The organism is uncultured Roseibium sp. (assembly GCF_963675095.2).
Classification (GTDB): Bacteria; Pseudomonadota; Alphaproteobacteria; order Rhizobiales; family Stappiaceae; genus Roseibium.
Genome location: NZ_CAXXSJ010000033.1, coordinates 26,193 through 45,054, shown reverse-complemented (window position 1 = coordinate 45,054; position 18,862 = coordinate 26,193). Strand labels below are relative to the sequence as shown.

Here is an 18,862-nt window from a genome sequence, read left to right as displayed (position 1 = left end):
GGATTTTCCGACTAAAAGGTGCATCTGACACTCAAATATAACCGTTGACGATCGCAGTCAGAGCGCCCATATCTATTAGCATGCGCCTGACCCAACAAACCAACTACGCCGTCCGTGCTCTCATCTATTGCGCGGTCAACAACGACAAACCAAGCAAGGTTGCGGATATCGCGGCCAGCTTCGACATGTCGGAAACGCACCTTTTCAAGATCATGAAGGTGCTCGTTGACGCGAATCTGATCAGGACCATCCGCGGGCGGAACGGCGGCGTCATGCTGGCCCGGCCGGCATCGGAAATCACTGTCGGCGAGGTCGTACGCGCGGCCGAAGAAAGTTTCCTGCTGGCCGAGTGTTTCGACAGTGGCCGCAAGGATTGTCCGCTGGTCCTGTCCTGCGGCTTCAACGGCCTGCTCCATGAAGCGCTCGAGGCCTTCATGGAAGTGCTCGACACCAAGACGATCGGTGACCTGGCCGAGGATCGCATGAACATTCGCGATCTGCTGAAGATCGAGATCGACCAGCCGATGGCTGTGGCCAACTAAAGCTTTTCACGGTCAGATTGTTTTGAGGTGACCTGCCGCGCGCGATGCGGCGGGTTTTTTTGCGCCTGCCGCGCGCGATGCAGCGGTATTTTTGCGTCTGAATGAGGCCGGATGAACCGCCCTTCCCGCTTTGAAAAAATGTCCTGGCTGGCTTACCGCTGAGGGAGAGGAGAGGGCGGTTGGCTTGCCGGACATTTCGGCTTGTTCAGCCGACCTGAGCGACTAGCAGAGGACGCGAATTCCGCTTCGCCGCAAATCAGGCATTGCCTTCATACTTAAACTTGAGTATCTGTGTCAAGTATAAAGCTGAGTTAAATACTCAACTTTAGAACCGTTCTAAACTTTTGAAATATCGGGTATTTTCGATGCAGACCACGAAACCTCGCCGCGAAAGGCTCTCGCTTCCTTCCCCCCGCAGGGCATCCGATGCCCCCAGCCAGCCGGGGACGGATATGCTGGATACCAGAACCCTGTTCAAGGGACGGCGAGAGCTGAAAATTCAGCACAATTCGGAAACCTACCGCCTGACCATCACCAAGCTCGGAAAACTCATCCTCACCAAATAGCGGGGCCCGATGCCCCCGCTCGCCCAACCGATGTCGCCTGCGAACAAGAATTGTCCGCTTCACGCGGGTGACGCGGGAGGAAAAGCGGGCCATGATTGCATGAACGGTTCTGCGTGGAATGGTCGTGCATGTTCATCAGTGTCTTCGACATCTTCAAAATAGGCATCGGTCCGTCCAGTTCCCACACCGTCGGCCCCATGGTCGCGGTCCGGCGGTATCTGGACCGCCTTGCCGACCTGCCGGAGATGGAATCCCGGGCCAGGCGAATCACCGTCACCCTTCATGGTTCGCTGGCCTTTACCGGCAAAGGCCACGCCACCGATCACGCGGTGTGTCTGGGTCTTTTGGGGGCAACACCGGACACGCTCGATCCGGATGCCGTGGCGCCGATGCTGGAAAAGCTGGCCCGCGATAAAAAGCTTAATTTCGACAGCCTGCCGCCGCTTGATTTCGACCCGGAAACGGACGTCATTTTCGATTACGGGCCACCGCTTCCCGCTCATTCCAACGGCATGACCTTCCGCCTGCTCGGCGCCGACGGGGAGATGGTCGACGAGTTCGTCTACTACTCCATCGGTGGCGGGTTCGTCGTTACCGAGGCGGAAATGCGGAACACACGCAACGCGCGGGACGAATTGAAGAACCAGGACGTCCCCTACCCGTTCGCCTCCGCAAAACAGATGCTGGAGATGGGAAAGCGGACCGGCTGCAGTATTGCGGAGATGAAGCTTGCCAACGAATGCGCCGGCTCATCGGCCGAGGAAGTGAATACGGGGCTGGACCGGGTCTGGTCCGCCATGGACGCCTGCATCAACCGGGGCATTTCCGGACACGGTATCCTGCCGGGCGGGCTCAAGGTGAAACGCCGGGCAGGCGAGATCTACCAGAAGCTGATCCGCGAAGGCCGCACCAACCAGCCCTACGAGCACACGGTCATGGACTGGCTCGGCGTCTATGCCATGGCGGTCAACGAGGAAAACGCCAGTGGCGGACGCGTCGTCACCGCGCCGACCAACGGGGCCGCCGGCGTCATCCCCGCCGTGACCCGCTATTATCTGGACCATTGCCCGCACGCGAACCAGGAAGGTATCCGCGTGTTCCTGCTGACGGCTGCTGCCATCGGCGGCATCATCAAGGCCAATGCCTCGATCTCCGGCGCCGAGGTCGGCTGCCAGGGCGAGGTCGGTTCCGCCTCGGCCATGGCCGCCGCCGGCCTGTGCGCCGCACTCGGCGGCAGCAACGAGCAGGTGGAGAACGCCGCCGAAATCGCGCTGGAACATCACCTCGGCATGACCTGCGATCCCGTTGGCGGCCTCGTTCAGGTACCCTGCATCGAACGCAACGCCCTTGGCGCGGTCAAGGCGGTCACAGCCGCCTCTCTGGCGCTGCGCGGCGATGGCAGCCATTTCGTTCCGCTGGACGGCTGTATCGAAACCATGCGCCAGACCGGCCTCGACATGGGCGACAAGTACAAGGAAACCTCCACCGGCGGGCTTGCCGTGAATGTCGTCGAGTGCTGAGCACCATACCTCCTGACTGCGGCATCGGCACCGTTGCCACTGCGAACCCCGGCGGCTAACGTCGCCCCGGATTCGACGGCGAGGGAGGCTCGGCAATGGCGCTTTACAGCGATGCCGCGATGGTTCTGTTTTACGATATCGACGGCAATACCGCCGATCACGACGACTGGCACAGTCACGAGCATTTCCATGAGCGGCTTTCCGTGCCCGGCTTCCGCCGCGCCACACGCTGGCTGGCAAGGAATGCTGAGCCCCGATACCTGGTCACCTATGAAGTCAGCGATGTCGATGTCGCGACCTCCAAAGGCTATCTCGACCGGCTGAACGATCCGACGTCCTGGACCAGCGAGATGATGCCCCGGTTCCGCGGCATGATTCGCGGATTCTGCCACATCACCGCCGGTTCCGGCTTTGGCTTCGGACAGGCAGCCATGGCCGTACGTTTCCTGCCGGCCGAAGGAAAGGAAAATCGGCTTTTCACCTGGATCGCACAGGATGTCCTGACTGCGATCACCTCCCGGCGCGGGATCGTCAGCGCGCATCTGTTCCAGCCGGTTCCGCCGCCACCGATGACCAAGGAACAGGCGCTGCGCGGTCGCGACCAGGCGATGCCGTGGATGGTGTTGGTGACGGCCTATGATACCGACGCTTTGGATCAGGCTGTGACCGCGCACCTTGCGCCCGAAAATTTCCTGAGCAACGGTGCCATCGACGACATCACGCTTGGCAGTTACGGCCTGCACTACACGGCAACCGCCGAAGAGGCGGCAAAAGTGGAAAAGCCGCCGGTTCTCACACCCGAACAACGCGCAAGCGGCGGGCCGCGAGGTTAAAGCGTCACTAATTCTGCTTCAGACGCGTCTTGTGGGCGTGCGCGATGTGGCGCTTGGCTGCGGCCGTGGCGGCTTCGCTGTCGCCGGCTGCAATGGCATCGACGATCGCCGCATGTTCCTCGACCGCCGTTTCGCGGCGTTCCGGTGTGTCCAGCGTGGTGCCGGCCATCAGGATCAGCGACAGGCGCAGGTGATCGATCAGGTCGACCAGGTAACGGTTGTGCGAGGCAAGGCACAGGCGGCGGTGGAATTCGCGGTTGGAGCGGACCAGGCTGTCCTGATCCTCGATGCGCTTGCGGTCCGCCTTGACCAGATCCTGCAGGATTTCCACTTCCGGCTTGGAGGCATGTTTGGCGGCGAGGCCCGCGGCCGTCCCCTCCAGCACCTCGCGCATATAATAGACCTCGTTGATCTGGCCATGATCGAGGGTCGGGATAACCATGCCCCGGTTCGGTTCATGGACGGCAAGTCCCTGCGCTTCCAGGCGCTTCAGGCCTTCGCGGATCGGCGTCCGGCTGACGCCGAATTCCTCCGCCAGTTCGGCCTCCCGCAGCCGGTCGCCCGGCTTGAGCACACGGTCCTCGATCAGGCCGATCAGCCTGCGGTAGATTTCTGATCCGTTCATGATGACGGGTGTTACCACGTTTTTTCGCTCCTCCAACCCGAATCCCGTTTCAGGCCGCCCGAATCCCTTCTCAGACAGATTGGGACTTTGGCGTAAAAAGCCTGCCGCCGACAACAGGTTCGCGCGCGCCGGTGGTTTCCGGATAGCTGGTCGGAAGGCCCGCTTGCAGGCGCGCACCGAGAAAGGCCATGGCCTGGGCCTCGAGCGCATCACCATCGATGTCGAAACGATCCGACGGAACGACCTCGCCCGTCAGCCTCTCGCCAAGCTCACGCATCAGGGACGGGTTCAGCCGCCCGCCACCGCAGACGATCCAGAGCTTCGGGTCGGATGGCAGCAGGGCCACGGATCTGGCAACCGCCGCGGCGGTGAAGGCGGCGAGCGTGGCCGCGCCGTCCTGCAAGGAGGTTTCCGTGTCCAGATCGAGCGCAAAGGCATTCCGGTCGAGGGATTTCGGTCCCGGACGGTCGAAGAAGGCATGGGTCAAAGCCTTTTCAAGCCACGCCTGGTCCACCCGGCCTTTTGCGGAAATCTCTCCGTTAAGATCATGATCGCCGGCCTGGTGCTGGCGGATCCAGTCATCGAGCAGCGCGTTGCCCGGTCCGATATCGAAGGCGATCAACGTGCTACCGTCGACATAGGTCAGATTTGAGACGCCGCCGATATTCAGGAAACACAACGGCTGGGGAAGATTAAGCGACAGGGCCTGGTGGTAGACGGGCACCAGCGGCGCACCCTCCCCGCCCGCGGCCATGTCGGCCAGACGCAGATCTCCGACCACCGGGATGCCGAGATCGTCAGCCAGTGCCTGTGGATTGCCGAGCTGGACCGTCTCGCCGTGTTTCGGATCGTGCCAGACGGTCTGGCCGTGGAAAACCACGAAGTCCACTCTGAGCCCGTGTTCGGCGATGAAGGCGCGGATCGCGTCCGCATGGTCCCGGGTGACGAGCCGTGCGATTTCCGGCCAGTCCGATCGGTCCGCCGGCCCGCGCGCGATCGCTTCCAGAACGGCCGCGCGGGTTTCGTAGGCATAGTCTGCCGTTGCAGCGGCCCCGAAACGGGCGACCGTGCGGCCGTCCGTTTCAATTTCGGCAAGGTCGATGCCATCGGCTGAGGTGCCGCTGATGGTGCCGACCACGGACCACATGGTCAGAGCGCCTTGGCGAGGTTTTCCAGAGAGGCCTCGGCAATATCGAACATTTCGTCGATCTGCTTTTCGGTGATGATCAGCGGCGGGCAGAAGGCCAGCGCGTCGATCATGTTGCGCGAGATCAGGCCGTTGGCATGGAATTCCGCATTGGCCCTCGCGCCAAGCGCACCCGGCGTCTTGGACAGTTCGTCATGGGCCAGTTCGATGGCCCCGATCAGGCCGATGCCCCGGGTCTCGATTACCAGCGGATGATCGTTGAAGCCGTTCAGGCGGGAGAGGAACTTCGGGCTCACCGACTTGATGTGGGACAGGATGTCCCGCTCTTCCATGATCTTCAGGTTTTCAAGCGCGACAGCGGCGGCAACCGGATGACCGCTGGCGGTGTAGCCGTGGCCCCAGACGCCGATCTTGTGGCTTTCGTCGGCAACCGGGCCGTACACCTTCTCGTTCACCATCAGCGCGGAGATCGGCAGGTAGGACGAAGACAGCTGCTTCGACAGGGTCATCATGTCCGGCTCGAGATTGTAGGTCTTGGTACCGAACATTTCGCCGGTCCGGCCGAAGCCGCAGATGACTTCGTCGGCGACGAACAGGATGTCGTATTTCTTCAGGATCGGCTGGACCGCTTCCCAGTAGCCGTCCGGCGGGATGACGACACCGCCGGCGCCCATCACCGGCTCGGCGAAGAAGGCCGCGATCGTTTCCGGGCCTTCGGCCAGGATCAGGTCTTCCAGATCCTGCGCGCAACGCTTGGCAAAGGTCGCCTCGTCCTCGCCGTCCTTTTTCATGGTCCGGTAATGCGGGCTGGTGGTGTGCAGAATGTTGGCGATCGGCAGATCGAAGGAGCGGTGGTTGTTCGGCAGGCCGGTGAGGCTGGCGGAGGCGACCGTCACCCCGTGGTAACCGCGGACGCGGGAGATGATCTTCTTCCGATCGGGCTGGCCGAGCGCGTTGGACCGGTACCAGATCAGCTTGATCGCGGTGTCGTTGGCTTCCGAACCGGAGTTGGTGAAATAGACCTTGGACATGGGCACCGGCGCCATGTTCACCAGCATCTCGGCCAGTTCCACCGAAGGGCCGTGTGTCTTGTGGGAGAAGGTGTGGTAGAAGGGCAGCTTCTCCATCTGGCGGGTCGCGGCTTCCACCAGACGCTTTTCACCGAAGCCCAGCGCCACGCTCCACAGGCCGGCCATAGCCTCGATATAGCGCTTGCCGCTGTTATCTTCGACGTAGATCCCGTCTCCCTTCTCGATCACCATCGGACCGACTTCTTCGTGCTTGCGCGCGTCCGTGTAGGCGTGAAGCTGGTAGGCGATATCGCGCGCTTCAATGGAATTGGGGAGATGGGTCATCGTCATCCTCAGGGAATTTCGGGGTCTTGGATTTTTTCACTAGCAGGCCGGGCGGCCCGCGCTGCTGGGACACTACGCCTGAAAATTCCGCTTTTCACGTAAAATCGGCAAATCATCCGCAACTGTGGCAAGTTGGCCGACCAGTGCCCAAGCCCTGTGCAGGCTCCGGACTCCCTCCTATCAAAAGTGACCTCACAGGAGCTTCAGCGGGAGATAACGGCCACGCCCTCTTCCACGTTGTTGCCCGGATGAAGCACCACCGTATCGCCCGTCTTCAGGCCGTCGGCGATCTCGACCGAGAGGCCGTTGGCGTGGCCGACCTTCACCTTGCGGATCATGGCGCGCCCGTCCTCGACGGCAAAGACAGCCCAGTCCTCACCCTCGCGAAACAGCGCCGTCAGCGGAAGGGTGAGAACATCGCTGCCCTGCCACAGGATAATCGATACCTCGACGCGGAAACCGTGGGCGAGTTTGGCAAAGGCCTCGGGCGGATCGGTCAGGTCGATCACCACATTGACCCGTTGCTCCTCGATGCCAAGGGCTGAGACCTTGGTGAAACCGAACGGCTCGACCCGGCGGACGACGCCGTTCAGCGGCGTGTCGCCGCCCCAGTCATCGATGACCACTTTCAGCCCCGGCGAAACCTTGACCGCATCCGCGGACAGGAGATCGACGACGATTTCAAGGTCCCTCGGATCACCGACTTCGGCAATCGTCGTTCCGGCCTGCAACACGCCTTCGCTTTTCTTCAGGACACGCAGGATCTTGCCGTCGACCGGTGCGTAGATCGGGATACAGGCACAGGCGCCGCGCTGATTGACCAGTTCGGCTGGTGAAATCAGTTGGCTTCGGGCGCGCTCCAATTCATGGGTTCTCATTTCCAGGGTCGCTTCCGCCGTTGCCAGTTCGGCCTTCTTGGTATCGAAGGCGAGCTTCGCCTCGTCCAGGCGCCGCTTGGAGACGGTTTCCCGACCCGCCAGTTGCCGAATCCGGGCAAGGTCCGTCCTGGCGAACTCCAGTTCGGCATCTGCCCGGGAGACATTCGCTTCCGCAAGGTCGCGCGCGGCCTTTGCCGCCTGGACGGAGGCGCGCATTTCAGCTTCCGTGCGCTGATCCAGGAATTCCGGATCGATCGGCTGCAGCTCGGCGATGACGTCCAGCTTCGCCTTCACTTCGTCGCCGGCTTCCTTGTCGATCCGCAGAAGTCGCCCTGTCACCGGCGTGCTGACCTCGTAGACGTCCTCGATCCGGGTTTCGCCTTCCTCGTCGACGCTCACCGTCAGGGGGCCGCGTTTCAGGACATGAAGATCCACCGGCACCGGGCGCGGCCACAGGGCATAGGCGACGCTGAGCGCGACGGCCAACAACAGAAGCCCCCAGATGACAATGCGGCGAAAGGTGATGCTCATGGTTCTTTTCCGTCATTCTCGCGTCTTCAGAACGGCGATCAGGTCCAGCCGGTCGAGGCGGCGGCGCACCATCAGGGCCGATATTGCAGCGGCTGCAAGGGTTACCAGCATGGCATAGCCGAAAGAAGACGGCTCGATCACCGCCGGTATCCGGTAAAGCTCGGTATCGAAGGACTTCGCCATGCTCAGCGCCAGCCAGTTGCCGATCAGGCAGCCGACAGGCAGCGCCATCACCGTCAGAAGCAGACTTTGCCCGAGCAGGATGTAGGAAATCTCGAAGCGGGTGAACCCGATCACCCGCAGGGTGGCGAGTTCCCGGCCGCGTTCGGACAGGGCGATGCGCGCGGAATTGTAGACGACACCAATGGCCAAAGCCGAGGCAAAGCCGGCGAACATGCCAACGAACACCAGGACGGTCTTGGCCATGGTTTCGTTGAAGATGTCGATGGCCGCCTGGCGCAGGGTAACCGAGGCGACATGCGGCGTGTCCTTGAGCCGGGCGAAAAGCTCTGCCTGCTTGTTCGGGTCGATGCGCATATGCACCGTGTTGACGACATTGGTTTCGCGCATCATGCGGTTGACTGCCTCCCGGCGCATATAGGCCGGATAACCGATAAAGGTGTTGAAGATGCGCACCACCGGCACCTCGACGACGGGTCTCTGGCCCTCAAGCACTTCCAACTCGATGAGGTCGCCGGTCTTCGCTCCCAGGATCTCGGCCAGCTTGGTCGAGATCACCAGTCCGTCCGGCGGCAGATCGATCTCACCACCTTCGTCGTCGTAGGCGAGGTAAAGACCCTGTCTGGCCGGCAGGCCGTTAATCTGCAGCCGTTTGTTCCGTGGCCCCAGATGGGCGCGGACATCCAGATTGCGCTGGCCTTCCACGGCAAGAACGCCGGGCAGGTTTTCAAAATCTCTCAGCACCGACGGCGGCTGGATATCGGTCAGACTGACGGTCACGTCCTGGCGTTGGGCTGCAACGAAATAGACGTCGATCATGCGGTTGATGGAATCGATCCACTGCAGGGCAATGATCAGAACGGCGACGGACATGCCGATACCGATCACGGTTAGCCCTGAGCGCAGGGGCCACCGGAACACCTGTCGGAAGATCATCCGGGTCGGCTGATCCAGAAGCCGGGCAAGCCCGGTCTGGGCCAGATAGGAGCGGGAGAAGGACGGCGGTGCCGGCGGGCGCATGGCTTCGGCCGGAGCCAGTCGCACCGCGCGGCGGACCGCGCTGGCCGTGCCGACCATGGCGGCGAGCAGGCTCAGGCCGCCCGCGATCAGGAAACTGTCGGGCAGCGGGCGGAACAGCAAGAAGGGGAAGCTGTACATCTGCGCATAGATGGACGTGGTCCACTGGCCGAGCCCCGCGCCTAGGAACGAACCGAACACCACCCCGATCAGGGCGATCACCATGACCAGTTTCATGTAGTGCCAGCCGACCTCGAGATCCGAGTAACCAAAGGCCTTCAGAAGACCGATCACGCCGCGTTCGGTCGCGATCAGACGGTCGACCACCATGTTGGTCAGGAAGGCCGCCACGATCAGGAAGATCGACGGCAGCAGGCGCGCCATGGTGGAGAGCTGGTCGATTTCGCTCATCAGGAACCAGTTGGAAATCTGGTCCTTGCGGGCATAGGCGCCGCTGCCGCCGAAGGGTGCCAGGATCCGGTCCAACCTCTGGATGACGCCTTCCGGTGCCGTATGAGGCAGAAGCGTCAGGGTGACATCGTTGAAGGCGCCGTCCAGATCGAAGGCGCCGGCGAGCGCGCGTTCCCCCATCCAGAAGATCGCATAGCGCTTGTCGTCCGGCATCAGCGCGCCCGGGCCGATGGCATATGTGTGTTCCGGCGACAGGGCGATACCGACGATCCGCAGGGTGCGCTTTTGGGTGTTGATTACCGCCTTGACGGTGTCGCCCAAGGTCAGGCCTTGCGCCACCGCGAACTTTTCGTTGACGACCACCTCTTCCGGCTTCGCCGGATCCACCAGCCGGCCGCTCTGCAGGGCGAGCTGATTGAGCAGCGGCTTGCCCCGTTCCGGCAGGGAGGACAGCAAAGCGGTTGCCGGTTCCTCGAAGCCGGCGATGTCGAGCGTTGCATATTCGACGATCCGCGGCTCGACGGTCTGGACGCCGGGAATATCCGCGATCCTGGGGACCAGCGACTTGGGCGCGCGCTTCAGGTGGCAGAAGACGTCGGCAAAGCGGTAGCGCTCGTAATAGGCATCCGCAGTTGCCTGCAGCGACTGGATCGCGCCCAGCGACTGCACCATCACCCCGACGCCGGTGGCGATCACCACGGCGATCGCCAGCACCTGCCCCTTCAGGTGCCACAGGTCGCGCAGCAATTTCCGGTCCAGCGGGTGCATGACGGGGCCTGTTGTCCTCTACCAGTGGATCTCGGAAGCGGCGACCTTGTCCGGATTGACGCTGACGTCCTGAATTGCGCCGTCGGCCAGACGGATCACCCGGTCGGCCATCGCCGCGATGCCGACATTGTGGGTGATCAGCGCCGTGGTGGTACCCAATTCCCGGTTGATCCGTTCCACCGCTTCCAGAACGATGACGCCGGTCTGGCTGTCGAGAGCGCCGGTCGGTTCATCGCACAAAAGAACCCGCGGCCGCTTGGCAATGGCGCGGGCGATGGCGACACGCTGCTGCTCACCGCCGGAGAGCTGAGCCGGAAAATGGGTCAGGCGTTCGCCCAGCCCGACCAGTCTCAGGGCGTCGGCGGGTGACATGGGATCGGCGGCGATTTCCGTGACCAGAGCGACGTTTTCCTCCGCCGTCAGGCTCGGCACCAGATTGTAGAACTGGAAGACGAAACCGACGTGATCCCGCCGGTAGCGCGTCAGCGCGGCATCGTCGAAGGCGGTGATTTCGGTGCCGTCGAAAAACACCTGGCCGGAGCTTGGCCGGTCGAGCCCGCCGATGATGTTCAACAAGGTGGACTTGCCGCTGCCCGACGCGCCGAGAAGGACGACCAATTCGCCTTCATAAAGATCGAGGTCGACATTATCCAAGGCCCGGATCGCAAGCGCCCCGGAGCCGTAGACCTTCGAAAGGCTGCGAGCCGAGAGGGTCGTCTTCGCGGTCCCGCCAATCTCCTCCGGCTGCGCCTCGGCCTTTTCTGCAATCGGGTTCTGCATGCCGCCATCCTTGTCGCACCGGCGGGATAAGACCATGCGCTCAATCAAACCGAAAGACAAAACCGGCAAAAAAGACCCGGCAGACCGCTCAGGCCTTGCAGATCCGGTCCAGGAACTCGAGGAAAACCCGTGTCTTGGGCGACATCAGGCGGCGGCTCGGATAGACCACGGAAAGTTTCGAGGCGGACAGGTCGAGGCAGATATTTCTGAAGACTTCCACAAGGCTGCCGTCACGCAATTGCTGACGGCAATAAAGTTCCGGCAGGAGCGAGACGCCTGCGCCGCAGACGACGGCCTTGCGGACGGACAGCGGGTCATTCACATGGGTGATGCCGCGCGCGAAATCGAAATGATCGGCCTGACCCTCGAGATGAAACGGCACCCGCCGCAACCCGTAGCGGGTTTCGCAGATCCGAATGTGCCTGAGCAGGTCCTCCGGGCTATCACCAAGGGTGCAGGTGTTCAGATAGTCGGGGCTCGCAACCCAGATCAACGGTCCCGCAAAAAGCGTCCTGCAAATCAGGTCTGAATCTTCCTGGGGCCCCACCACCACCGCAATGTCGATCTGATCCCGCAAAATATCGGTCCCGTGGCTGGTGATGACCAGTTCGAGATCGACTTGCGGATAGTCTCCGTGGAAGGCCGCCAAATTGGGCGAGACGATTTCCTGGCAGAAGGCCGGCGGCAGGGCGACAATGAGCCTGCCCGAAGGAACGGCGTTCAGTCCGGCCATGGCCGCATCGGTTTCCCGAACCTGTTCCATAATCAAGAGCGCCTGGCGGTAAAAAGTCTCGCCTTCGGCCGTGATCCGCAGGCTGCGCGAGTTCCGGTCCAGAAGGCGCAGGCCAAGCGCCTCTTCAAGCCTGCTGACGGCCTTGCTCACGGTGGACTTCGGCATATCGAGAGCCCGGGCGGCGGCGGTGAAGCCGTTGTGGTCGATCACCGCAACGAAGACCGGCACGTCATCAATCGTCCACTTCATGATACCTTGTCATTGTCCATAAATAGAAACATTGCGTCTCTATCGCATGAATTGTCCAATTTTCAAAGTTCCGTATGGTCTCTGCCGATCAGGAGGAGGAGATCTGCCGGCACCGGCGCAGCAATGCAGCGCGGCGCGAGCCCGGCCGGACGGCGTTTCTCCCAAGGCAAAAGAGGAATTGAGGAAATGGCAAAAATCGTCGGAGGCATCGGCGCCTCCCATTCACCGACCATCGGCTTCGCCAAGGACACCCATAAAGAGAACGACCCAGCCTGGGCGCCGATCTTCGAAGGTTTCGGCGAGGTCCGCGATTGGGTGAAGCGCAAGGACATCGACGTCCTGTTCATGATCTACAACGATCACATCACCTCGTTCTTCTTCGACCACTACTCGGCCTTCGCGCTCGGTGTGGACGAGACCTATTACCCGGCCGATGAAGGCGGCGGACCACGCGACGTGCCGCCGGCAAAAGGCCATGCGGCGCTGGCACAGCATGTTGCCGCAGCCCTGGTGGCCGACGAATTTGATATGTCCTTCTTCCAGGGCAAGCCGCTCGACCACGGCTGCATGTCGCCCCTGTCAATGATGGGCGACGAGACCGGCCCCTGGGGCGGCAGCATCGTTCCGCTGCAGGTCGGTGTGCTGCAGCTTCCGATCCCGAATGCCCGGCGCTGCTACAAGCTCGGAAAGTCCCTGCGCAAGGCGATCCAGAGCTTCCCGGACGACAGCCTGCGCGTGGCAATCGTCGCGACCGGCGGCCTGTCGCACCAGGTCCACGGAGAACGTGCCGGCTTCGTCAACGAGGACTGGGACCAGGAATTCCTGAACCTTCTCGAAAGCGCACCGGAAAAGCTCGTGGAAAAGCGGCTTGCCGACTATGCGGTGCTCGGCGGCATGGAAGGGGCCGAGGTCATCATGTGGCTGGTCATGCGCGGCGCGCTATCGGACAAGGTGACCAAGGTCCATTCCATGACCTACGCACCGTCCGTCACCAATATCGCTACGGTGGTCTTCGAAGATGAGGGCGACACGCCGGACAAGGCGGACCTGGAGGCCTACCGTGCCCACATGGGCTATGAACTCGCCGGCGCGGAAACCCTGCAAGGCACCTATCCGTTCACGCTTGATCGGAGCCTGAAATGCTTCCGCATCAACGACTTCCTGCACCGGTTGGTCACTCCCGAACACCGCGAGCGGTTCCTGAGCGACTTCGACGCCCTGGCGGACGAGTACAAGTTGACGGCGGAAGAACGCAGCCTGATTTCGGAACGCAAATGGATCGAGATGATCCGCAAGGGCGTCAGCTTCTTCGTTCTGGAAAAGATGGCCGCCGTCGTCGGTGTCTCCAACCCGGAGGTTTATGCCAGCATGCGCGGCGAGACGCTGGAGGAATTCATGAAGACTCGCAAGGTGCCGATCAAATACTCGGTCGCGGGCGGCGCGAAAGCCGAGGAAATGGATAACGCCTAAGCGGACACGCGCCGTTACGGCAAAGCTTCTGGAAGCGGCCCGGTTTTCCGGGCCGTTTTTTGTTCGGGCTAACGGCACAAACCACGCGTGGGCGTTGCGTTCTGTCGCGTGCCTGAGGTAGCTTGATCGGGCTGCATTATTGGCCAATGCCGCATCGTTGCGATGCGCTGCGCCTCGGGGGAAGCCATGAGCTACATCGTCCGGAACCGTTTGCATCTGACTGAACTGTCGCGAACGGCAATACTCCTCCTCACCGGGCTGATGCTTGCCGGGTTACTCGTTTCAGCAAAGACCGCCGCGGTCGCCGGCACCGCCGAGCTGCCGCCGTTCACCACCGCCGACGTGCCGCCGGCACCGAATTATGAAGACGACGCAAGCTGGCTCGCCAGACCGGAAGATCCCGACCAGTTTGCCGTCGACCTCGTCTGGATCTATCCGACCGTGCTTTTCGACAACTCCGCCTGGCTGATGGATATCACCCGCAAGGATCTGATTGCCGGCGCGCAGGAAACTGTTGACACCGAAGCGCACGCCTTTTCGGGGCTGGCCAATCTTTATGCGCCGTTCTACCGGCAGATGAACCTGTCCGGTTTCAACCTGCCGAATGAACAGGGGGACGCGCTCGCCGCCTATGGCGAAGACGATGTCCGCAGGGCGCTGAAATATTATCTGGATCACTACAACAACGGACGGCCGTTCATCATCGCCGCCCACAGCCAAGGGTCCTACGTGCTGACCCAGCTGGCCCTACACCACTGGGGCCAGGTCGGTCATGAGGACCGCATGATCGCGGCCTATGTGATCGGCTGGTCGATCACGGACGACGACCTGAAGGCCAATCCGAAGATCACCATCTGTGACGAGCCGCATCAGACCGGCTGTTTCATCAGCTACAATTCCGTGGCCGCCGGACACCAGAAGGACGCGCCGATGATCCTGCCGGGCGCCGTTGTCGTCAATCCGCTCACATGGACGCGGGACGAAGCCCTGGCCCCGGCAAGCCTCAACCGCGGCTCGACCTTCTTCAACAAAGACCAGTCGTCCAAGACCCTGCCCCATTTCACGTCCGCCCAGATCGCCGACGGCGGGCTGGTGGTCACACCGAAGGACCCGAGCCTGCTTGCGAGCCCGTTTTTTCCGGCCGGGGTCTATCACAGCTACGATTATTCGCTGTTCTTCGAAAACATCAGGGCCAATGCGGCACAGCGGATCGAGGCCTATCTCTCCAGGCCGCGTTAGGGAATACGGACCCGATAAAAGTGCGTAAGTCCTTCGCGTTTGCGCAACGCCGTGGCTTTCCGTTTCTTTTTTGTTAACATTTCGCCCTCTGAGCCTGGAATCAGCGGGACTTGCGGCCAATGAGCGGATCTGTTGTCACCATAGCCTCCCTGAAGGGCGGAAGCGGCAAGACCACCCTCGCCTGCTGTCTTGCGGTCCACTGGCATCTAAAGGGCTACAAGCCGCTTCTGATTGACGCCGACCCGCAAAAATCCGTCATGAGGCTCGCCGAACGGGAACAGGCGCTCGGAGGGGTCGCGCTTCTCGAGCAGGCGGATGCCAATGTCTGGAACACCATCAAGCAACAAAGCGGTTCACATGGCGTCACCGTCGTCGACACGCCGGGTTTCGACAGCGACATCACGGTTGCGGCCCTTGCGGTTGCCGACCTGGTTCTGATCCCGGTCAAGGCTTCGCCGCTCGACGTCGATCGCATGATGGATACGGTCAAGGTGCTGATGAGCGGCGTGAAAGGCTGGGCTCCGACCTTCCGCTGCGTGCTGACCCAGACCATTCGCGGCAGCGTGATTTCCCGCCACGTGCGCGCGGAACTGGAGGAAGGCGGCTTTCCGCTTCTTGCCAATGACATGCCGAACCGGGTCGCCTATGCAGAGGCCGGGTTGTTCGGGGCCACGCCGAGCCTGACCATGCCCGACGGCCCGGCCTCGCAGGACATATCCGCGATTGCCACGGAAGCCGAAGCCCTGCTTGCCACCAAAAAGGCTCTGACCGCATGAGCAAGCGACTGCCCAGGACCTCCAACCGGACCCTTGACGATCTGCGCAAGGCGGCAAGTCAGGCCCTCGAGGCCGAACAACCCAAACGGCGGTCCAGTCCACGGCGGAGTGCTCCGACATCGAAGCAAGGTCCGTCCGACCCCACACATACACCAGCGTCCGACGCAGCCGCGAAACAGGAAAAGCAACCCGAACCGGCCGCCTCGGCGCCTGCAGACCCTGAACCGGTTGGAGGGTCCCTCATGGTTCAAAGCGAACGCCCGAGCAAGGCCGCCTTCCGCGAATCCACGGGACGGCTGATCATCGAACGGCATGCCAATTTCGCGGCTCTGGCCGGACTGGTGCCCATGCCGTTTGTCGATCTGGCCGCCATTGCGGTGATCGCGGAACGGATGCTGCGCAAGCTGACCCGCCTCTATGGCCGGTCCCTGTCGGAAGACCAGGGCAAACGGCTGGCGCTGGCGATGCTGACCGGCCTTGCAGCGCCGGGACTGGCAAGCATCACGACGACGGCGGTGCTCAGCATGGCCCCGGGCTCGCAAATCCTGAACATGGCGATTACCTCGGCGTCCGCGGTCATCTTTATCCGCGTGATCGGCGATGTTTACCTGACCCGCCTGCAAGCCGGCCTCGATAGCGCGGAAGCCGTTCCTGCCTGAAGGTTTCGGAATAAAACCTTCAGCGGGTGAGCTCTCCTTTCGCGGAAAGGCAACACTTTTCGGCAATGCGGCTTTGTTCTTTTTTCGATGCGGAAATACTTGGCGCTCCAGCAAAAAATGATGCGTTACCGACGCTAACCCTTTTCATTTACCTTTTGAAAGGGTACCGTCCTTCCCGAGCTATATGCCGTTGGGGAATTTAGGCCACCCTCAATCCGACAGGGCACCCATCGCGGGGCCTCAAGGAAACTCAGGAGATTTTCGATGGCAACCAGGACTACCGCAAGCAAGGCGGACGAGCCGGCGGAACCGGAAACGGAAGCTGCAGGCATCGAGGAAGATGCGGAATTCGACGTCACGCGTGATCTCACCGCTGACAATCTGATCAAGGACTACGTGATCGCGTCAGTCGCGGCCAGCATCGTGCCGGTCGCGTTCTTCGACATCGCCGCGGTGGTGGCGATCCAGCTCCGGATGATCCAGAAGCTGTCGCAGCTCTACGGCAAGCCGTTCTCCGAACGTCTCGGCCGCAAGGTGATCTACGCGCTGGCCGGCGGTGTGCTCGGTTTCGGTGCGGGCTATATGGTTGCCGCAAGCGCGACCAAGTTGATCCCGGGCATCGGCTGGATGGTCGGAATGGTCTCACTTCCCGTGGTGGCAGGCGCCGCCACTTTCGCGGTCGGCCGCTCGATCGTCGCCCATTACGAAGGCGGCGGCACCCTGATGGACTTCAATGCAGGCAAGATGCGGGAGTTCTACAAGGAGCAGTTCGAAAAGGGCAAGGAACTGGCCCGCAAGGTCAAGGACAAGGCAAAATCCGAAGCCGAGACCGTCGCGGAAGAAGTGACCTCCTGATCAGGTGAACGCTCTGACCGCCGCCTGCTGAAAAGCCGGCGGCAATCAATCAAAAACAAATACCGCCGCGCTTATGCGCCGGCGGTATTTTTATGTCCGGACAAAGATGGGTCCCCGATGGATGCCATGCCTGTCGTCAGGAACGGGTGCGCCGTTTTGGCGGAGGACGGCGCCAGCGGTCCGATGCCAGCAGCACGATGATCCCGACCAAGGGGCTGAACAGGAACGACACCAGAAAATTTCCGGCAAAACCGAAGCGGGTGTCACGGCCGAGCATTCCGATTATCCAGCTGGCAACCACCCAGATCAGGAATATCCAGGGATTCACGAATATGGTCATTGGCCGATCTTCTCCTGTTCCGGTGAGCCTGGCTCGGCGGGCGGGGCGTTGTCGCTGTTGGTCTTCTGCGGATCGCCTTCATTGAGATTATCCCAGTTTGCCGGGATCTCATAGCTGCCGACCGTATGGAATTCCTCGCCGTCGTGACGGACGACGAACACCTTCGTGTCGGTTATCAAGCCATTGCGGTCGAAGGCGATCGGCCCGGTCACCCCGGTAAAAGGCGTCTTGTAGCGCGCGACCTTCATCGTATCGGACAGTTTTTTCGGACTGAGAGTTTCCGCACGCCGGGTCGCATCGCGAATAAGCGTCACCGCATCGTAGCCGAGCGCCGCATCAAGATCGGGAACATGCTTATAGGTGTCGCGAAACTCCGAGACGAATTTGAGGGCGCGTTCCGAAAGGGCGTCGCGGTCGTAAAGCGACACGCCGGTCACATCCTTCATGTCCTTCTTGCCGACGGCTTTCTCGATGGAGGCTGAGAACATGTACTCCATTCCCAGGATCGGGCCATCAAGCCCGAGATAACGCGCCCGCTTGATGAATTCGACCGTCTCGGGAATCGAAGACGAGACGACGAAAAAGGCGTCGAAGTCGGATCGATTGAAGAGATTGTTGTCGAGAATGAACATCAGGAGTTGGTCAGTCGACTGGGTGCCGCTCGACAGGTACCCGCGATAGACCAGATCACCACCGTTGCTGGTGACGGCTGCGGAAAAGAAACTCGCACATTCCTTGCCATAGTCCGACTTGTCCGACAGCACGATAAACCGCCGCATGCCCTGTCTCAGCGCATAATTGGCAATCATCTGCGCATTGGAGGAATTGTCCGGCTGCAAGGCGAAGACGGTCTTGAAACCGTGGTTGGTGAGGGCGGCCGCTGTCGCATGGGTTGCCAAGTAGAGAATGTCATTGCGCCCGTAGATGGAACTCGCGGTCACAGCGGTATCCGACCATTCATGGCCGATGACCCCGAGGAGATTTTTCGTGCGGGCCACCTCCCCGGACAATTTCAGGGTCTTGGCCACGGTCGTTTCCAGGGCCGTTTTGTCCGTAAAGCCGGATTCCGGAACAAGGTCCAGTTTCAATTCCCGGCCCTGGATCCCGCCATCCGCGTTGACCTGCGCAACCGCCATCCGGGCACCGTTGACAAAGGTGCTGTCTGTGGCGTCCCTCGAAAAGACGGCAACGAGCCTCAGACTGTCATCCGGCTCCGGTCCGATCAGGGCGGCGACACGTTCGATCAGGCCCGAGACAATCGCGCTTCTGCCGCTGACCTCGGAGACTGTGAACAGGACCAGCCCGAACGCCAGCAGGAGCAGGCCTGCCATCACGCCTTTCCGCCGCGGGCGCCGCTGCGGTCCTTCTTCGGGGCTTAGAGGGTCTTC

General features: G+C 61.6%; 18 protein-coding genes. 9 read left to right on the top strand and 9 right to left on the bottom strand.

Annotation, left to right across the window (positions count from 1 at the left end):
• Window positions 1–80 precede the first annotated feature (80 nt).
• From ABIN98_RS12895 to ABIN98_RS12880, 4 genes are all read left to right on the top strand, one after another.
• On the top strand, window positions 81–542 hold the full coding sequence (locus ABIN98_RS12895; RefSeq protein WP_346910520.1) for an Rrf2 family transcriptional regulator: 462 nt from the start codon (window positions 81–83) through the stop codon (window positions 540–542).
• 452 nt (window positions 543–994) lie between these two features.
• The gene (gene hemP, locus ABIN98_RS12890) at window positions 995–1,108 is read left to right on the top strand and encodes a hemin uptake protein HemP (protein ID WP_346910518.1); all 114 of its coding nucleotides are present in this window, start codon (window positions 995–997) and stop codon (window positions 1,106–1,108) included.
• A gap of 128 nt (window positions 1,109–1,236) precedes the next feature.
• Window positions 1,237–2,628 (top strand): L-serine ammonia-lyase, encoded by a 1,392-nt coding sequence (locus ABIN98_RS12885; protein ID WP_346910516.1) that lies wholly within the window; start codon window positions 1,237–1,239, stop codon window positions 2,626–2,628.
• Between the two features lie 95 nt (window positions 2,629–2,723).
• Window positions 2,724–3,461: a hypothetical protein gene (locus tag ABIN98_RS12880; RefSeq protein ID WP_346910515.1), complete on the top strand. Its 738-nt coding sequence runs from the start codon at window positions 2,724–2,726 to the stop codon at window positions 3,459–3,461.
• Window positions 3,462–3,468: 7 nt separating this feature from the next.
• On the opposite strand, the gene ABIN98_RS12875 is transcribed toward ABIN98_RS12880, so the two are convergent.
• The 7 genes from ABIN98_RS12875 to ABIN98_RS12845 all read right to left on the bottom strand — a co-directional run bounded on the left by ABIN98_RS12875 (window position 3,469) and on the right by ABIN98_RS12845 (window position 12,135).
• On the bottom strand, window positions 3,469–4,086 hold the full coding sequence (locus tag ABIN98_RS12875) for a GntR family transcriptional regulator (protein WP_346910604.1): 618 nt from the start codon (window positions 4,084–4,086) through the stop codon (window positions 3,469–3,471).
• A gap of 70 nt (window positions 4,087–4,156) precedes the next feature.
• Window positions 4,157–5,233 (bottom strand): anhydro-N-acetylmuramic acid kinase, encoded by a 1,077-nt coding sequence (locus ABIN98_RS12870; RefSeq protein ID WP_346910513.1) that lies wholly within the window; start codon window positions 5,231–5,233, stop codon window positions 4,157–4,159.
• Between the two features lie 2 nt (window positions 5,234–5,235).
• Window positions 5,236–6,588 carry an aspartate aminotransferase family protein gene (locus ABIN98_RS12865; RefSeq protein ID WP_346910512.1) on the bottom strand — a complete coding sequence of 451 codons (1,353 nt, stop codon included), beginning with the start codon at window positions 6,586–6,588 and terminating at the stop codon, window positions 5,236–5,238.
• 203 nt (window positions 6,589–6,791) lie between these two features.
• Complete coding sequence (locus ABIN98_RS12860) at window positions 6,792–7,997, bottom strand: HlyD family efflux transporter periplasmic adaptor subunit (RefSeq protein ID WP_346910510.1); 1,206 nt, start codon at window positions 7,995–7,997, stop codon at window positions 6,792–6,794.
• A gap of 12 nt (window positions 7,998–8,009) precedes the next feature.
• Window positions 8,010–10,373 (bottom strand): FtsX-like permease family protein, encoded by a 2,364-nt coding sequence (locus ABIN98_RS12855; protein ID WP_346910508.1) that lies wholly within the window; start codon window positions 10,371–10,373, stop codon window positions 8,010–8,012.
• Between the two features lie 18 nt (window positions 10,374–10,391).
• Window positions 10,392–11,153: an ABC transporter ATP-binding protein gene (locus tag ABIN98_RS12850; protein ID WP_346910506.1), complete on the bottom strand. Its 762-nt coding sequence runs from the start codon at window positions 11,151–11,153 to the stop codon at window positions 10,392–10,394.
• An 88-nt stretch (window positions 11,154–11,241) separates the two neighbouring features.
• On the bottom strand, window positions 11,242–12,135 hold the full coding sequence (locus ABIN98_RS12845) for a LysR family transcriptional regulator (RefSeq protein WP_346910505.1): 894 nt from the start codon (window positions 12,133–12,135) through the stop codon (window positions 11,242–11,244).
• 186 nt (window positions 12,136–12,321) lie between these two features.
• On the opposite strand from ABIN98_RS12845, the gene ABIN98_RS12840 reads away from it, so the two are divergent.
• The 5 genes from ABIN98_RS12840 (at window position 12,322) to ABIN98_RS12820 (ending at window position 17,134) form a co-directional block, all read left to right on the top strand.
• Window positions 12,322–13,605, top strand: a complete 1,284-nt coding sequence (locus ABIN98_RS12840; RefSeq protein ID WP_346910503.1) for a gallate dioxygenase — start codon at window positions 12,322–12,324, stop codon at window positions 13,603–13,605.
• A gap of 186 nt (window positions 13,606–13,791) precedes the next feature.
• Window positions 13,792–14,844 carry a DUF3089 domain-containing protein gene (locus ABIN98_RS12835; RefSeq protein WP_346910501.1) on the top strand — a complete coding sequence of 351 codons (1,053 nt, stop codon included), beginning with the start codon at window positions 13,792–13,794 and terminating at the stop codon, window positions 14,842–14,844.
• 119 nt (window positions 14,845–14,963) lie between these two features.
• Window positions 14,964–15,620 (top strand): ParA family protein, encoded by a 657-nt coding sequence (locus tag ABIN98_RS12830; protein WP_346910499.1) that lies wholly within the window; start codon window positions 14,964–14,966, stop codon window positions 15,618–15,620.
• Window positions 15,617–16,279 carry a YcjF family protein gene (locus ABIN98_RS12825; RefSeq protein WP_346910497.1) on the top strand — a complete coding sequence of 221 codons (663 nt, stop codon included), beginning with the start codon at window positions 15,617–15,619 and terminating at the stop codon, window positions 16,277–16,279. The genes ABIN98_RS12830 and ABIN98_RS12825 overlap by 4 nt, the downstream gene beginning before the upstream one ends.
• A 264-nt stretch (window positions 16,280–16,543) precedes the next feature.
• A complete protein-coding gene (locus tag ABIN98_RS12820) occupies window positions 16,544–17,134 on the top strand; it encodes a DUF697 domain-containing protein (RefSeq protein ID WP_346910495.1) in 591 nt (196 codons plus the stop codon).
• Between the two features lie 136 nt (window positions 17,135–17,270).
• Here ABIN98_RS12820 and ABIN98_RS12815 read toward each other — a convergent pair whose 3' ends face one another.
• Together ABIN98_RS12815 and ABIN98_RS12810 are read right to left on the bottom strand one after the other, a co-directional pair.
• A complete protein-coding gene (locus ABIN98_RS12815) occupies window positions 17,271–17,474 on the bottom strand; it encodes a hypothetical protein (protein ID WP_346900160.1) in 204 nt (67 codons plus the stop codon).
• Window positions 17,471–18,805: an ABC transporter substrate-binding protein gene (locus ABIN98_RS12810; RefSeq protein ID WP_346910493.1), complete on the bottom strand. Its 1,335-nt coding sequence runs from the start codon at window positions 18,803–18,805 to the stop codon at window positions 17,471–17,473. The genes ABIN98_RS12815 and ABIN98_RS12810 overlap by 4 nt, the downstream gene beginning before the upstream one ends.
• Window positions 18,806–18,862: the final 57 nt, after the last annotated feature.

Coding starts and splice junctions, on each gene's coding strand:
- ABIN98_RS12855 (WP_346910508.1), bottom strand. CDS start 10,373: ATGCACCCGCTGGACCGGAAATTGCTGCGCGACCTGTGGCACCTGAAG.
- ABIN98_RS12865 (WP_346910512.1), bottom strand. CDS start 6,588: ATGACCCATCTCCCCAATTCCATTGAAGCGCGCGATATCGCCTACCAG.
- ABIN98_RS12820 (WP_346910495.1), top strand. CDS start 16,544: ATGGCAACCAGGACTACCGCAAGCAAGGCGGACGAGCCGGCGGAACCG.
- ABIN98_RS12860 (WP_346910510.1), bottom strand. CDS start 7,997: ATGAGCATCACCTTTCGCCGCATTGTCATCTGGGGGCTTCTGTTGTTG.
- ABIN98_RS12825 (WP_346910497.1), top strand. CDS start 15,617: ATGAGCAAGCGACTGCCCAGGACCTCCAACCGGACCCTTGACGATCTG.
- ABIN98_RS12815 (WP_346900160.1), bottom strand. CDS start 17,474: ATGACCATATTCGTGAATCCCTGGATATTCCTGATCTGGGTGGTTGCC.
- ABIN98_RS12810 (WP_346910493.1), bottom strand. CDS start 18,805: ATGGCAGGCCTGCTCCTGCTGGCGTTCGGGCTGGTCCTGTTCACAGTC.
- ABIN98_RS12835 (WP_346910501.1), top strand. CDS start 13,792: ATGAGCTACATCGTCCGGAACCGTTTGCATCTGACTGAACTGTCGCGA.
- ABIN98_RS12870 (WP_346910513.1), bottom strand. CDS start 5,233: ATGTGGTCCGTGGTCGGCACCATCAGCGGCACCTCAGCCGATGGCATC.
- ABIN98_RS12875 (WP_346910604.1), bottom strand. CDS start 4,086: ATGAACGGATCAGAAATCTACCGCAGGCTGATCGGCCTGATCGAGGAC.
- ABIN98_RS12895 (WP_346910520.1), top strand. CDS start 81: ATGCGCCTGACCCAACAAACCAACTACGCCGTCCGTGCTCTCATCTAT.
- ABIN98_RS12885 (WP_346910516.1), top strand. CDS start 1,237: ATGTTCATCAGTGTCTTCGACATCTTCAAAATAGGCATCGGTCCGTCC.
- hemP (WP_346910518.1), top strand. CDS start 995: ATGCTGGATACCAGAACCCTGTTCAAGGGACGGCGAGAGCTGAAAATT.
- ABIN98_RS12880 (WP_346910515.1), top strand. CDS start 2,724: ATGGCGCTTTACAGCGATGCCGCGATGGTTCTGTTTTACGATATCGAC.
- ABIN98_RS12845 (WP_346910505.1), bottom strand. CDS start 12,135: ATGAAGTGGACGATTGATGACGTGCCGGTCTTCGTTGCGGTGATCGAC.
- ABIN98_RS12830 (WP_346910499.1), top strand. CDS start 14,964: ATGAGCGGATCTGTTGTCACCATAGCCTCCCTGAAGGGCGGAAGCGGC.
- ABIN98_RS12850 (WP_346910506.1), bottom strand. CDS start 11,153: ATGCAGAACCCGATTGCAGAAAAGGCCGAGGCGCAGCCGGAGGAGATT.
- ABIN98_RS12840 (WP_346910503.1), top strand. CDS start 12,322: ATGGCAAAAATCGTCGGAGGCATCGGCGCCTCCCATTCACCGACCATC.